Below are 13,545 nucleotides of genomic sequence, written 5' to 3' on the forward strand. Positions count from 1 at the left end.
TACTACAAGGGCAGCAACAACGTGAGCTGGACGCCCACCGGCGTCTGCTCGTAGCACCACCCGGACGGGGGTGCCGGGGCGACCGCCCCGGCACCCCCGTCCGCATGTCGCGCGACGACGTCGCCCGGGGTCTCGCGCCGTCAGGTCGCCGACGCGCCGTCCCGGCCCTCGTCGTCGCGACCGACCTCGTCCAGCGGCGGGGTCAGCCGGCCCTCGGGGTCGAGCCGCAGCAGCATGGTGCGGGTCAGGTCCTCGAGCTGGGCGACCTGCTCGGCGCTGAGCGCGTCCACCACGAGCGCACGGGCGGTCGCGACGTGCCCGGGGGCCGTCTGCACGACGAGGTCCCAGCCCGCGGCCGTGAGGTGGGCGTTGGTGGCGCGGCGGTCGTCGGCGCAGGGCGCGCGCTCGACGAGCCCGCGGTCCTCGAGGCGTCGCACGACGTGGGACAGGCGGGGGAGGGTCGCGTTGGTCCGGCGGGCGAGGTCCGACATGCGCAGGGTCCGGCTGCGCGCCTCGGAGAGCATCGCCAGCACCTGGTACTCGAAGTGCGTCAGACCGGCGTCGTGCTGCAGCTGCGAGTCGAGCTGGGCCGGCAGCAGCTCGGCCACGGCCACGAGGCCGAGCCAGGCGCGCAGCTCGGAGGGGGTCAGCCACAGGGCGTCGGAGGGCACGTCGTCATCCTAGTCGGACGGTTGACGCGACAACTTCACGCTCACCCGTGCGGACGGGTGACGCGCACCGCTCAGCGGCGCTCGTCGAGGCGGCGGACCGGGACGCCGAGGATCGTCGTCTCGGGCGGGGCCAGGGTGTCCAGGCCGTCGGGGACGTCGGGGAACCCGGCGGACGGCACGTCGCCGACCCAGAGCCGCCACGTCCGCCCGGTGCGGTGCGCGACGCCCGGCACGACGAGGGTGGCCCCGCCGGCCGCCGTCAGTGCGGTCGCCAGCGCCGCGGTCGCCTCGGCCGGCACGAAGCCGACGATGACGTTGCGCCACACGAGGACGAGCCGGTCGTCAGCGCCCCGCTCGACGCGCAGCCGCGCCGGGACGACGGCGTCCGCGGGGTTGTCACCCAGTCCCAGCGCCGCCAGGATCGAGCGCTGCATCGCCGGGGCCTCGGCCGCGTGGAACCCCACGGCGACGTCCGCCGGCACCTCGGGTCGACGTCGGAACAGGGCCACGCGCCCAGCATGCCACGCGCGTCGAGGGCCCCACGGACCGGGCGCGCGGCGTGCGGACCGCCCACGGGTCGGGCGGCGCGGCGGGCACGGACCGGCGTCAACTACCTTTCTCCCGTGAGCGAAGCGGAGATCGGGTCGGACGTCCCTCGTGGCGTCGTCAGCCATGAGGTACCGGAGCTCCTGCGCAACGACGTCCGGCTGCTCGGTGAGCTGCTCGGGCGCGTGCTGCGCGAGGCCGGTGGGGAGGACCTGCTCGCGGACGTCGAACGCCTGCGCGAGCTGGCGATCGCGTCGCACAGCGAGCCGGACGGGCACGCGCTCGGCGAGGCCGAGGCCCTGGTCGCCGGGTTCAGCCACGAGCGTGCCGAGCAGGTGGCGCGGGCGTTCACGTGCTACTTCCACCTCGCGAACCTGGCCGAGGAGTACCACCGGGTGCGTGTGCTGCGCGACCGTGAGTCGCGCCTGTCCCCGCACGAGCTCGCTCCCGACGACTCGCTGCCCGCGGCGTACCAGCAGCTGGTGGCCGAGGTCGGCGAGGACGTGGCGCGGCAGAGGCTGCGGGACCTGGAGTTCCGGCCCGTCTTCACCGCCCACCCGACCGAGGCGCGTCGCCGGGCGGTGTCCCGGTCGATCCGCCGGGTCGCCGAGCTCGTCGCCGAGCGCGACACCCTCCACATCGGCGGGACGACGCTCGCCGAGAACGAGCGCCGGCTGCTCGCCGAGATCGACGCCCTGTGGCGCACGTCGCCCCTGCGTGCCGAGAAGCCGACCGTCCTCGACGAGGTCGCGACCGTGCTGTCGATCTTCGACGCCACGCTCGCGGACGTCCTGCCGACCGTCTACCGCCGCCTCGACGACTGGCTCCTCGAGGACGAGGCCGGCACCACGGCACCGGTGGTCGCGCCGTTCGCCCGCCTGGGCTCCTGGATCGGCGGCGACCGCGACGGCAACCCGAACGTCACGGCGGAGATCACCCGCGCCGCGGCGGCGATGGCCTCGGAGCACGCGCTCGACGCGCTGCTCGCCTCCGCGCGCCGGACCGCCGACGGCCTGACGCTCGACGCGGCCGGCACGCCCGCGTCGACCGAGCTCAGCGCGCTGTGGCAGCGCCAGCGCTCGCTCTCGGACGCGATCACGTCGCGCATCGCGGGGTCCGCGCCGAACGAGCCGCACCGCCGCGCGCTGCTGGGGATCGTCGAGCGCGTCGCCGCGACCCGCCGCCGCGACGCCGACCTGGCGTACGCGAACGCGGACGAGCTCGAGGCGGACCTGCGCATCGTGCAGGACTCCCTGGTGGCCGCGGGCGCTCGCCGCGCCGCCTACGGCGACCTGCAGCGGCTGATCTGGCAGGTGCAGACCTTCGGCTTCCATCTCGCCGAGCTCGAGGTGCGCCAGCACTCGCAGGTGCACGCCGCCGCCCTGGCCGACATCGAGGCCAACGGCGTCGACGGCGACCTGCAGCCCATGACGGTCGAGGTGCTCGACACGTTCCGGGCGCTGGGCACCGTGCAGCGCCGGTTCGGCGTCGCGGCCGCGCGACGCTACATCGTGTCGTTCACGCAGTCGGCCGACCACCTGCCCGCGGTGTACCGGCTCGCCGACCTCGCGTTCGGCGGGCCGGAGCACGCGCCGGTGATCGACGCGATCCCGCTGTTCGAGACCTTCGCCGACCTGCAGAACAGCGTGGAGATCCTCGACGCCGTGCTGGACCACCCCCGGGTGCAGGAGCGGCTCGCGGCCAACGGCCGGCGGGTCGAGGTCATGCTCGGGTACTCCGACTCGTCCAAGGACGTCGGTCCGCTCTCCGCGACCCTGGCGCTCGACGACGCGCAGCGCCGGATCGCCGAGTGGGCCCGCCGCAACGACATCGTCCTCACGCTGTTCCACGGTCGGGGCGGTGCGCTGGGGCGCGGCGGCGGCCCCGCCAACCGCGCGGTCCTCGCGCAGCCGCCCGGGTCCGTCGACGGCCGCTTCAAGCTCACGGAGCAGGGCGAGGTCATCTTCGCCCGCTACGGCGACCCGGACATCGCGACGCGGCACATCGAGCAGGTCACCGCGGCGACCCTGCTCGCCGACGCCCCGAGCGTGGTGCAGCGCAACGACGAGGCCGCGGCGCGGTTCGCGGACCTCGCCGCCCGCCTGGACGTCACCTCCCGCGAGCACTTCCACGCGCTCGTGCGCGCCGACGGGTTCCCGGCCTGGTTCGCCCAGGTCACACCGCTCGAGGAGCTCGGGCTGCTGCCGATCGGCTCGCGGCCGGCCCGCCGTGGCCTGTCGGTGTCGTCGCTCGACGACCTGCGCGCGATCCCGTGGGTGTTCTCGTGGTCACAGGCCCGGATCAACCTGGCCGGGTGGTACGGCCTGGGGACGGCGCTCGCAGCGGTCGGCGACGTCGAGGAGCTGCGTGCGGCGTACGCCGAGTGGCCGCTGTTCGCGACGATCATCGACAACGTCGAGATGTCCCTCGCCAAGACCGACGAGCGCATCGCCGCCCGCTACCTCGCTCTCGGCGACCGTGACGACCTGGCCGAGCTCGTCCTGGACGAGATGCGGCGGACGCGGCACTGGGTGCTCGCGACGACGGGGAGCACCGGCGTGCTGTCCCGCCGCCGCATCCTCGGCCGTGCCGTGCAGCTGCGCAGCCCCTACGTCGACGCGCTGTCGCTGCTGCAGCTGCGGGCGCTGCGCGGGCTGCGGACCGGGCAGGACCAGCAGTCCGCCGACGACCTGCGCAGGCTCCTGCTGCTCACCGTGAACGGCGTGGCCGCGGGCCTGCAGAACACCGGCTGACGGGTCCCGGGCCGCGCGCGGCAGGTCGGTGCCTCAGCGTGCCGGCACGGTCCGCGTCGCGGCCCAGGCCCGCAGCTCGGCGACGCGCTCGGCCATGACCACGGCCAGGGGGCGGGTCGTGCGCAGCTCCTCCAGGACCGTGGCGGCGTCCAGGCCCCGGCCGTGGGCGTGCGCCGCGTACGTCGCCGCGACGACGGCCTGCTCGACCTCCGCCCCGGAGAACCCCGCCGAGGCCGCCACGAGCCGGTCCGTCTCGTCGTCGCGCAGCTGCAGACCGCGCCGCCCGGCGTGCAGGCGCACGAGCCCGGCGCGCGCGGCGTCGTCCGGGAGGTCGACGAAGAACATCTCGTCGAAGCGTCCCTTGCGCACCAGCTCGGGGGGCAGCGCGGAGATGTCGTTGGCGGTCGCGGCGACGAACACCCGCGAGCTGCGGTCGGCGAGCCACGTGAGCAGCGTCCCGAGGACGCGCCGCGCCGATCCGCCGTCGGACTCGCTGCTCGCGACCGCCTTCTCGATCTCGTCGACCCACAGCACGCACGGTGCGAGCGCGTCCGCCGCGGCGAGAGCGTCACGCAGGCGCCGCTCGGACTCGCCCACGTACTTGTCGTGCACGCCCGCGAGGTCCAGCCGCAGCAGCGGCACCCCGAGGATGGACGCGGCCGCCCGGGCGGCCAGCGACTTGCCGCAGCCCTGCACGCCGAGGAGCAGCACGCCGCGCGGGGCGTCGAGGTGCGGTGCCGAGCCGTCCATGGCCGGTCGCCGCAGCAGCATCCACCGCACGACGCGGTCCAGGCCGACCACGTCGCCCGGTGCGACGGTGGCGTACTCGTACGACAGCACGCCGTCGGCGGACAGCGCCTCGAAGCGGGCGCGCTCGACGACGGGCACGTCGCGCGCCGTCAGCGCGCCGTCGTTGACGATCGCGCCGTGGGCGAGACGGCCGACGTCCGAGCGCGACAGGCCGGCGAGGCGCTGCACGAGCAGCTCGCGGGCCTCGGGGTCGACGTGCGGGACCCGTCCGGTGACGTTCGACCAGGCCGCGACCGTGCGGTCGACGATGACGGCCCGCTCGGCCGGTGAGGGGAAGGTCACCGGGACCCGCACCGCGAGGTGCTCGACCTCGCGCGGCAGCTTCAGCGCGTGCGAGACGAGCACCAGCGTGCTGCGCATGGCCAGCGGCCGCTGCGCGGCGTCCTTCAGCAGGCGGACGACGACCGGGTCGTCGAACCACGGGTGCAGGTCGAGCAGCACGTAGACGGCCGGTGCCAGGCTGTCGACGATGGACCGCAGCAGCGTCGGAGGCTCGGTGTTGTGCAGCTGGGACCCGCCGAGGTCCACGTCCATGCGTCGCAGCCCGTCCGTGACGCTCCACCGGAAGACCGGATGGGGTGCGCGGCCACCCGGAGGGCGCGACGCGGCCCGCAGGACGAGCTCGACGGCGTCGGCCTCGTCCTCGGTCTCCAGGACGACGATCGGGGTCCGGGACGCCACGAGGGCCGCGAGGTCGTCGCGGGTCGGTTCGAGGTGCACGCGGTCACGCTAGCGCCGCGCGGGGTGCGCCCGGTCCGGCAGGCAGGTGGCGGGCAGGTTTCCACCCGGACGCCTCACCGGGGCAGCGAGACGACCGCGGGCACCGGCGCGCCCGCAACCAGCAGGTCCAGCACGAGCCGCTCGTGCGGCACGACGCCCTCGGGCAGGCCCGCCAGCGGGAACCAGCCCATCGCGTCGGAGCGGTCCGGCTCCCGCACCGTCGGCTCGCCGCTCCACGCCGTCACCTCGAAGAAGACGTCGACCCGCTGCTCGACCTGCGGTCCTGCGCGCTCGAACCGGTGCAGGGTCGTCAGCGCGCGCAGCGCCGTCGGCGCCACCGTGACGCCGGCCTCCTCGGCGGCCTCCCGCACCGCGGCCTCGTGTACCGACTCGCCGGGGTCGACGTGACCGGCGAGCAGGGCCCACCAGCCGTCCATGTACCCGGTGCCGGCACGGCGCTGCAGCAGCACCTCGTCGCCGTCGGCGCGCGTGCGGCGCAGCACGACGTAGGCGGCGGCGACGAGCAGCGTGCGTCCGGCGGCGTGGTCGTCGGGGGCGTAGCCGTGGGCGGGTGCGGGCACGGGGGCGAGTCTGGCACGCGTCAGCAGCGGACGGTCACGCGGCGGGGACGGTGTGCGTGTGGAGGATCTCCCACACGTGCCCGTCGGGGTCGGCGACGGTGCGTGCGTAGGTGGGTCCGCTCTGCACGGGCGCGCGGGGCTCGGACCCGCCGCCCGCGATCGCGTGCGCCGTGAGCGCGTCCACCTCCGCCCGGGACGACGCGGTGAGGCACAGCAGGACCTGGGTGCCCGTGCGCGCGTCGACCACGGGCAGCTGCGTGCAGGTCGCGAACCGGTCCCGGCGGAGCAGCATCACGCAGATCGTCCCGGAGACCACGACGCACGCCGACAGCTCGTCGCTGAGCATCTCGTTGACCGGGAACCCGAGCCCGTCGTAGAAGGCGCGCGACGCCGCGACGTCGCGGACGGGGAGGCTGACGAGGATCATGCGGTCCACGGGCGCTCCTGCAGGGTGCGGCGGGGTTCGGGTGGTACCGGTGCCGACCGGCCCCGGACCTCCGACTCATCGGGGGATGTGCGATGTCGGTGGCCGCGGATACCGTCGTCCTGTGACGACGACCACACCCGCACAGCCGTCCGTCCCGACGCCTGGCGCCGGGTCCGCCGACCTGACGTCCGAGGAGTTCGCCGCCCGGCTGTCGCCGATGCGGCGCGAGATCCTCGCCCACTGCTACCGCATGACCGGGTCGGTGCACGACGCGGAGGACATGCTGCAGGAGACGTACCTGCGGGCGTGGCGCGCCATGCGCGGGTTCGAGAACCGGTCCTCGCTGCGCACCTGGATGTTCCGGATCGCCACCAATACGTGCCTCACGCACCTCGAGGGCCGGCGCCGCCGCCCGCTGCCCACGGGTCTCGGCGCGCCCGCCGCGGATCCCCGCGACCAGCCCCGCGAGGACCCGGCCACCGCGTGGCTCGAGCCGCTGCCGGACGCGCTGGTCTGGGCGCGCCCGCCCGTCGACCCGGCCGAGACGGCCGTGCACCGCGACTCCGTCCGGCTGGCCTTCGTGGCCGCCCTGCAGCACCTCACCGCGCAGCAGCGCGCCGTCCTGCTCCTGCGCGACGTGCTCGCGTGGTCCGCGGCCGAGGTCGCGGACGCGCTCGACCTGTCGGTGGCCGCGGTCAACTCGACGCTGCAGCGCGCGCGGGCGCACATGGCGAACGTGCACCACGTCACCCCGCTCGAGCCGACCGACCCTCGGCAGCAGGCCCTGCTTGCCCGCTACGTCGCGGCGTTCGAGGCGTACGACGTGGCGGCGATCGTCGAGCTGCTCGCGGCCGACGTCGTCTGGGAGATGCCGCCGTTCCCCGGGTGGTACTCCGGCCCGCAGGCCGTGGGCGAGCTCATCGGCTCGTGGTGCCCCGCCCAGGGGCCGGGCGACATGCGGATGGTGGCGACGCGCGCGAACGGGCTGCCCGCGTTCGCGATGTACATGCGCGACGCGGAGGGCCGGCACCGCGCCTTCCAGGTGCAGCAGGTGACGGTCACCGCCGCCGGCGTGCGGCACGTGACGGTCTGGTTCGGGGCGGAGCTGTTCGCGACCTTCGGGCTGCCGGCCGAGCTGCCCGGCTCAGGTGCCGTGCCGGCGCACGGTGCCCCGGCCACCGAGGGCCACCTCGAACGGTGAGCCCGCCGCCCCACCTGGGGGTCGACCGTGCCCGTGGTGGCGACGGCCGTGACGGTCCTGCCGCATGCGACGAGCCCGGCACCCGCGCTCCTGGCGGACCAGGAGCAGCGGGGGCCGGGCTCGTTCGTCGTCGGGGCCGGCTCAGGCGGCGGAGCTGCCCGCTGCCGACCCTGCCCGCCCGCGGCCACGGCCGCCGCGGCGCCGCCGCGGTGCACCCGTGCCGTCGGTCGGCGTCGCACCCGCGTCGCGACCGGAGGTCGGCCCGGTGCCGCGCTGCGGTGCCCGCTGCTGCGGTGCGGAGGTGCCGCGCGGGTCGGAGGACCGCGCGTCGGGACCCCCGGAGGTCCACACGACCGCCGGGCCCGCCGGGCGCGACGCGGCGCGCGAGCCGGACCGGCGCGTGCCGGTGTCGGGCTGGCCGGCACGGGGGCCGCCCTCGGAGCCGGCCCGCCCCCGGACGGGGGCCTGACCGCGCGACGTGCCGGACCGGCCGCGCGACGAGGACTGCCCGCGCCCGGCGTGCTGCCCACCCGCTCCGGACCGCCCGCGGCCCGAGGTGGACGGGCGCTCGTCCTGCGTGGCGGGAGCAGCCACGACGGTCGTCGGGGCCGGCGTGCCGCCGTTGTCGGCGGGGACCGTTCCCGGCGCCCCGGCGAGCCGACGCACGAGCGGGTCACCCGGCGTCACGGCGACAGGGGTGACCTTGATGCCGGCGGCGCGGGTCATCGCCCGCACGTCGGCACGCTGCTCGGGCAGCTGGAGGGTCAGGACGGTGCCCGTGGCCCCGGCGCGGGCCGTGCGGCCCGAGCGGTGCAGGTACGCCTTGTGCTCCGCGGGCGGGTCGACGTGCACGACCAGCTCGACCTCGTCGACGTGGATGCCGCGCGCCGCGATGTCGGTGGCGACGAGCACCCGGGCCTGACCGGAGGAGAACGCGGCGAGGTTGCGCTCGCGGGCGCCCTGGCCGAGGTTGCCGTGCAGGTCGACCGCCGGGATCCCGGCGAGCGTGAGCTGGCGGGCGAGCTTCTTGGCGTGGTGCTTGGTCCGCATGAACAGCACGCGGCGACCGGCGCCGGACGCCAGCGCCTCGACGACCGCCTTCTTGGCGGCGGCGTCGGCGACCTCGAGCACGTGGTGGGTGCTGGCGACCACGGTCTGCGCGGCGGGGTCCACGGCGTGCTCGACGGGCGTCGTCAGGTAGCGGTCGACGAGCGTGCCGACCCCGTTGTCGAGCGTCGCGGAGAACAGCAGGCGCTGCCCGCGCTTCGGGGTGCGGTCCATCAGGCGGCGCACGACGGGCAGGAACCCGAGGTCGGCCATGTGGTCCGCCTCGTCCAGCACGGTGATCTCGACGCCGTCGAGCGTGAGGAGGTTCTGCCGCAGCAGGTCCTCGAGCCGTCCGGGGCACGCCACCAGCACGTCGACACCGCGGTCGAGGGCGGTGACCTGGCGCGACTGCGCCACGCCGCCGAAGACGGTCGTGGTGCGCAGGCCCGCGGCTGCGGCCAGGGGGGCGAACGTGGCCTCGATCTGCGTCGCGAGCTCACGCGTCGGGCACAGCACGAGCGCACGGGGGCGGCGCGCCCGGCGCGGCGTGCCGGACGCGGCGAGCCGCGCGACGACGGGCAGGGCGAACGCGAGCGTCTTGCCGGAGCCCGTGCGGCCGCGGCCCAGGACGTCGGCGCCGCGCAGGGTGTCCGGCAGCGTCGCGACCTGGATGGGGAAGGGGGAGGTGATCTGCTGGGCGGCGAGCGCGCTGACCAGCACCTCGGGCACGCCGAGGTCGGAGAAAGTCGTCACAGGATGGTGCCTCTCGGGGGCAGAAGAAGTCGGGGTCCGCCGCACGATTCCCGGGGGGACTCCACGACGCGGGCGCGCGGTCGATCGCGCTGCCTCTCGGGACCACTGTCTCACACCCCGGGCCGCACGGCCGGGGCGCCGTGGCGCAGGGGCGCGCCCGGCACGTCCGCCACCGCCCGGCACGCCGGGTCGGTACGGTGGGCGCAGGCGGCCGCCCGGGCCGTCGGGCACAGGCAGGCGACCATGAGCGACACGGGCAACGGCGACTTCGAGTTCGAGCGACGGTTCCTCGCACGCGACGTCCCCGAGGGGCTGCTGGACGCCGAGCCCGCGCTGATCGTCCAGAGCTACTACCTGGCCGACGAGGGCTACGCGCTGCGCGTGCGCGCCCAGGCGTCCGCGGTCGCGGGCGTCGACGTCGGGCTCGACGAGGTGACGCTCCTGGAGCGGTACGCCGACCGCGTCGACTTCTGCGCCGTCACGGTGAAGGGCCCGATGAACGGGGGGACCCGGTACGAGGCGGAGCGGGAGATCGACCCCCTGGTGGGCGTCGAGATGGTGCGGCGCGGGGGTGCCCGGGTCGCCAAGGTCCGCCACTCCGTGTGGCTCGGCGAGGACGGCTGGGTCGTCGACGTGTTCGCCGGTGCGAACGCCCCGCTCGTCGTCGCCGAGGTCGAGCGCGGCGGCCCCGTGACGGACCTGGCCATCCCCGACTTCTGCGTGACCGAGGTCACGGCCGACCCGCGGTTCGCCAACGACGGCCTGGCGCACCTGCCGTTCGCGCGCTGGGCCGACGCGTGGGCGACCGAGCTCGCGCAGCGGGGCCCCACGTTCCTGCCCGGCTTCGGCCACGACCACCGGATGACCGGGTTCTAGCAGGGCCCGACCGGGAGGTCGGGCGGCTGGCGGTCAGCCGACGGGGTCGCCCGCCCCGTGCGCCGCGGGCACGCGCTCCTCGTCGCGGACGGGCCCCGGCGGGGTGCCGTCCCCGAACGGCCGTCCGCCCAGCGCCTCGCGCCCGTGCGGCGTCAGCCACCCCTGCAGCTCGGGGCCGCGGGGCACGATGCCCGACGGGTTGATGTCGCGGTGGACCTCGTAGTAGTGCTGCTTGACGTGCACGAAGTCGACCGTGTCACCGAACCCGGGCGTCTGGAACAGGTCGCGGGCGTAGGCCCACAGCGCCGGCATCTCCGTCAGCCGGTGACGGTTGCACTTGAAGTGCCCGTGGTACACGACGTCGAACCGCACGAGCGTGGTGAAGAGGCGGACGTCGGCCTCGGTGATGGTGTCCCCGACGAGGTAGCGGCGCGTCGCCAGCCGCTCCTCGAGGCGGTCGAGCCCGGTGAACAGGCGCTCGTAGGCGCGGTCGTACGCCTCCTGCGAGCCCGCGAACCCGCACCGGTACACCCCGTTGTTGACCTCGCGGTAGATCTCGTCGGCGACCTCGTCGATCTCGTCGCGCAGCGCGTCGGGGTAGAGCTCGGGTGCTCCGGGCCGGTGGTGCGCCGTCCACTGCGTCGACAGGTCGAGGGTCATCTGGGCGAAGTCGTTCGTCACGACCGCGCCGGACGGCACGTCGACGATCGCGGGCACGGTGATGCCGCGCGCGTACTGCGGGTCGCGCCGCAGGTACGCGTCGCGGATCCGCTCGATGCCCAGGACCGGGTCGACGCCGCCGGGGTCGAGGTCGAAGGTCCACGAGCGCTCGTCGTGGGTGGGGCCGCAGATCCCCATGCCCAGCGCGTCCTCGAGCCCCAGGAGGCGACGCACGACCACGGCCCGGCTCGCCCACGGGCACGCCCGGGACACCACGAGCCGGTAGCGCCCCGCCTCGACCGGCCAGCCGTCGCGGCCGTCCGCCGTGATGCGGTCGGGCAGGTAGCGGGTGTCACGCTCGAAGCTCGCGCCGGGCGTGGAGTAGACGCCGGGTCGGTCGTGGGCGGAGGTGCCGTCGGGGGACGCCGTGCGGGGGGACTGGTCCATCGTCGGATGATGCCTTCCCGCGCGCGGTCGTGCAGGCCGGGCGCGCGGACGACGCGCCGTGCCGGGCGATTGGTCCGGTCATGCACCGGTTCGCGGGAGGCGCCGGTGCCGGGACCTGCCTACAGTGCAGGAGCGTCGGCGACCGCCGGCCGGCGGCGACCTGCCGCCCGACCGCGGGAGGTGCGTGCACATGGGGTGGGACGTCCGGGGCACACGCCGACGGTCCGTGGTCCTGGGCGCAGCGGTCGCGCTCGCGGTGCTCGCCGGGTGCTCCTGGGGCACGCCGGACGCCGCACGCCCCGCTGCCACCCCGTCGGCCACCCCGACGCCGGAGCCGCTGACGGCCGCCGTCCGCACCGATGTCGCGCCGGCCACGGTCGTCGCGGGCGACGCGCCGGCCGTCGCGCTCGCGACCTCCGTCGCGCTGCTCGCCGCCGCCCCCGTGGTGGTGCTCGCCCCGCTCGACGACGTCGCCGCGTCCCTGACGGCGGCGTCCGCGGCGGTCGCGCTCGGTGCGCCCGTGCTGCCGACCGCGGCGGGTGCCGACGTCGCCACGGAGCTGGCGCGCCTGGGCACGACCCACGCCCTCGTCGTCGGGGACCCCGGCACCGACCTGCAGCTCCCGGGCGTCACCCTCGTGCCCGTGCCCGCCGGCGCCGACGGGGCCGTCCTCGCGCGGGCCACGGGGCACCGGTTCGGGGAGCCGACGCCCGTCGCACCGGGGCAGGAGCAGGCCGTCGTCGCGACCCTCGTCGGACCCGAGCCGGCGGTCCTGCTGGCCGCCGGGGCGGACGCCGCCGGGGGCGGACCGGACGCCGGGACGTCGTCGCCCACTGCGGGGCCGACCGGGGGCGACGCCACGACGTCCACCTCGGCCGAGGACCCGACGGCCCTGCCGCCGACCGGGCCCGTGGTCGCGACCGGCGTGCTGGCCCTCACCGACGGGTCGCCCGCGCTCGCCGCGACCGCGACGTTGCGCGCGCTGGGCGTCGGGCTGCTCGACGTGCCGGGCGGCGACCCGCGGTCGACGTCCACCGTCGTCCAGGCGGTCGCGCAGGCCGCGCCGACGGCGGTGCTGGCGTACGGCGAGACGTTCGGGACGCCCGAGCGGCTCGCGTCGCGCGTCGCGACGGCGCGCACGGGTGTGGAGCTCCCCGGGGGTGGCCAGCTGGTGTTCCCGTCCGTGCCGGAGCAGCCGGGCAAGAAGTACGTGGCCCTGTACGGCACCCCGGGCTCGAGCGCGCTCGGCGTGCTGGGGGAGCAGGACGTGCCCTCGACGATCGTGCGCGCGGAGCAGCACGCGGCGCCGTACCGGGACCTCACCACCGACACGGTGGTGCCCGCGGTCGAGATCATCGCGACGATCGCGTCGTCCGGCGCGGAGGCCGACGGCAGCTACTCCCGCAAGCGGCCCGTGGAGGACCTGCGTCCGCTCGTCGAGGCCGCGGGGGCGGCCGGCCAGTACGTGGTGCTGGACCTGCAGCCGGGTCGCCAGGACTTCGTCACCCAGGCGCAGCTGTACGCCGAGCTGCTCGCACTGCCGCACGTGGGCCTCGCCCTGGACCCGGAGTGGCGCCTGGCGCCCGACCAGGTGCACCTGCGCCAGATCGGGTCCGTGGGCATCGACGAGGTCAACGCGACCGCCGCCTGGCTGGCCCAGCTCACGCGCGAGCGCGGGCTGCCGCAGAAGATGCTCGTGCTGCACCAGTTCTCGCTGCGGATGATCGGCGAGCGCGAGCGCCTCGACACGTCGCACGACGAGATCGCGCTGCTCATCCACGTCGACGGTCAGGGCAGCCAGCCCGCCAAGGCGGGCACGTGGCAGGCCCTGCGCGCCGGGGCGCCGCCGGTGCACTGGGGCTGGAAGAACTTCTACGACGAGGACGTCCCCATGCTCGACCCGGCCCAGACGTACCAGGTGCAGCCGGTGCCGGACCTCGTCACCTACCAGTGACGTGCCCGGTGCCGCCCGGGGCACGGCGCGTTAGCGTGAGCGCGTGACCGAGACCTCCACGGCCGGCGTGCGCGTCGGTGTCCAGCTCCAGCCCCAGCA

At 75.8% G+C, this 13,545-nt stretch carries 11 protein-coding genes; 4 read left to right on the forward strand and 7 right to left on the reverse strand.

The window, feature by feature from the left end; translation table 11 throughout:
• Window positions 1-140: 140 nt before the first annotated feature.
• Both Cph01nite_RS18465 and Cph01nite_RS18470 read right to left on the reverse strand, forming a co-directional pair.
• Window positions 141-671, reverse strand: coding sequence for a MarR family winged helix-turn-helix transcriptional regulator (locus Cph01nite_RS18465; RefSeq protein ID WP_203676445.1), 531 nt, complete (start codon window positions 669-671; stop codon window positions 141-143).
• 71 nt (window positions 672-742) lie between these two features.
• Window positions 743-1,180, reverse strand: coding sequence for a hypothetical protein (locus tag Cph01nite_RS18470; protein ID WP_239069360.1), 438 nt, complete (start codon window positions 1,178-1,180; stop codon window positions 743-745).
• A gap of 114 nt (window positions 1,181-1,294) precedes the next feature.
• Here Cph01nite_RS18470 and Cph01nite_RS18475 point away from each other — a divergent pair, with 114 nt between their 5' ends.
• Window positions 1,295-3,970, forward strand: coding sequence for a phosphoenolpyruvate carboxylase (locus Cph01nite_RS18475; RefSeq protein ID WP_203676447.1), 2,676 nt, complete (start codon window positions 1,295-1,297; stop codon window positions 3,968-3,970).
• 33 nt (window positions 3,971-4,003) lie between these two features.
• Here the strand turns inward: Cph01nite_RS18475 and Cph01nite_RS18480 are convergent, their stop codons facing one another.
• From Cph01nite_RS18480 to Cph01nite_RS18490, 3 genes are all read right to left on the reverse strand, one after another.
• Window positions 4,004-5,500, reverse strand: coding sequence for an AAA family ATPase (locus tag Cph01nite_RS18480; protein ID WP_203676455.1), 1,497 nt, complete (start codon window positions 5,498-5,500; stop codon window positions 4,004-4,006).
• Window positions 5,501-5,574: 74 nt separating this feature from the next.
• Window positions 5,575-6,081 (reverse strand): NUDIX domain-containing protein, encoded by a 507-nt coding sequence (locus Cph01nite_RS18485; protein ID WP_203676456.1) that lies wholly within the window; start codon window positions 6,079-6,081, stop codon window positions 5,575-5,577.
• 34 nt (window positions 6,082-6,115) lie between these two features.
• Complete coding sequence (locus Cph01nite_RS18490; RefSeq protein WP_203676467.1) at window positions 6,116-6,508, reverse strand: VOC family protein; 393 nt, start codon at window positions 6,506-6,508, stop codon at window positions 6,116-6,118.
• Window positions 6,509-6,629: 121 nt separating this feature from the next.
• Here Cph01nite_RS18490 and Cph01nite_RS18495 point away from each other — a divergent pair, with 121 nt between their 5' ends.
• Entirely contained in the window at window positions 6,630-7,709 is a 1,080-nt protein-coding gene (locus Cph01nite_RS18495) for a sigma-70 family RNA polymerase sigma factor (protein ID WP_239069361.1), read from the forward strand.
• Window positions 7,710-7,850: 141 nt separating this feature from the next.
• Here Cph01nite_RS18495 and Cph01nite_RS18500 read toward each other — a convergent pair whose 3' ends face one another.
• Entirely contained in the window at window positions 7,851-9,509 is a 1,659-nt protein-coding gene (locus tag Cph01nite_RS18500) for a DEAD/DEAH box helicase (protein WP_203676457.1), read from the reverse strand.
• A 243-nt stretch (window positions 9,510-9,752) separates the two neighbouring features.
• On the opposite strand from Cph01nite_RS18500, the gene Cph01nite_RS18505 reads away from it, so the two are divergent.
• Window positions 9,753-10,385, forward strand: coding sequence for a CYTH domain-containing protein (locus Cph01nite_RS18505; RefSeq protein WP_203676461.1), 633 nt, complete (start codon window positions 9,753-9,755; stop codon window positions 10,383-10,385).
• 33 nt (window positions 10,386-10,418) lie between these two features.
• Here the strand turns inward: Cph01nite_RS18505 and Cph01nite_RS18510 are convergent, their stop codons facing one another.
• The gene (locus Cph01nite_RS18510; RefSeq protein ID WP_203676463.1) at window positions 10,419-11,492 is read right to left on the reverse strand and encodes a glutathione S-transferase family protein; all 1,074 of its coding nucleotides are present in this window, start codon (window positions 11,490-11,492) and stop codon (window positions 10,419-10,421) included.
• A 190-nt stretch (window positions 11,493-11,682) separates the two neighbouring features.
• On the opposite strand from Cph01nite_RS18510, the gene Cph01nite_RS18515 reads away from it, so the two are divergent.
• Window positions 11,683-13,446 (forward strand): hypothetical protein, encoded by a 1,764-nt coding sequence (locus tag Cph01nite_RS18515; RefSeq protein WP_203676465.1) that lies wholly within the window; start codon window positions 11,683-11,685, stop codon window positions 13,444-13,446.
• Window positions 13,447-13,545: the final 99 nt, after the last annotated feature.

The organism is Cellulomonas phragmiteti, from assembly GCF_016862775.1.
In the GTDB taxonomy this organism is placed as follows: Bacteria; Actinomycetota; Actinomycetes; order Actinomycetales; family Cellulomonadaceae; genus Cellulomonas; species Cellulomonas phragmiteti.

Excerpts from the sequence above, each read along its gene's own strand:
- Cph01nite_RS18490 (WP_203676467.1), bottom strand. The coding sequence starts at position 6,508 with ATGATCCTCGTCAGCCTCCCCGTCCGCGACGTCGCGGCGTCGCGCGCC.
- Cph01nite_RS18505 (WP_203676461.1), top strand. The coding sequence starts at position 9,753 with ATGAGCGACACGGGCAACGGCGACTTCGAGTTCGAGCGACGGTTCCTC.
- Cph01nite_RS18510 (WP_203676463.1), bottom strand. The coding sequence starts at position 11,492 with ATGGACCAGTCCCCCCGCACGGCGTCCCCCGACGGCACCTCCGCCCAC.
- Cph01nite_RS18515 (WP_203676465.1), top strand. The coding sequence starts at position 11,683 with ATGGGGTGGGACGTCCGGGGCACACGCCGACGGTCCGTGGTCCTGGGC.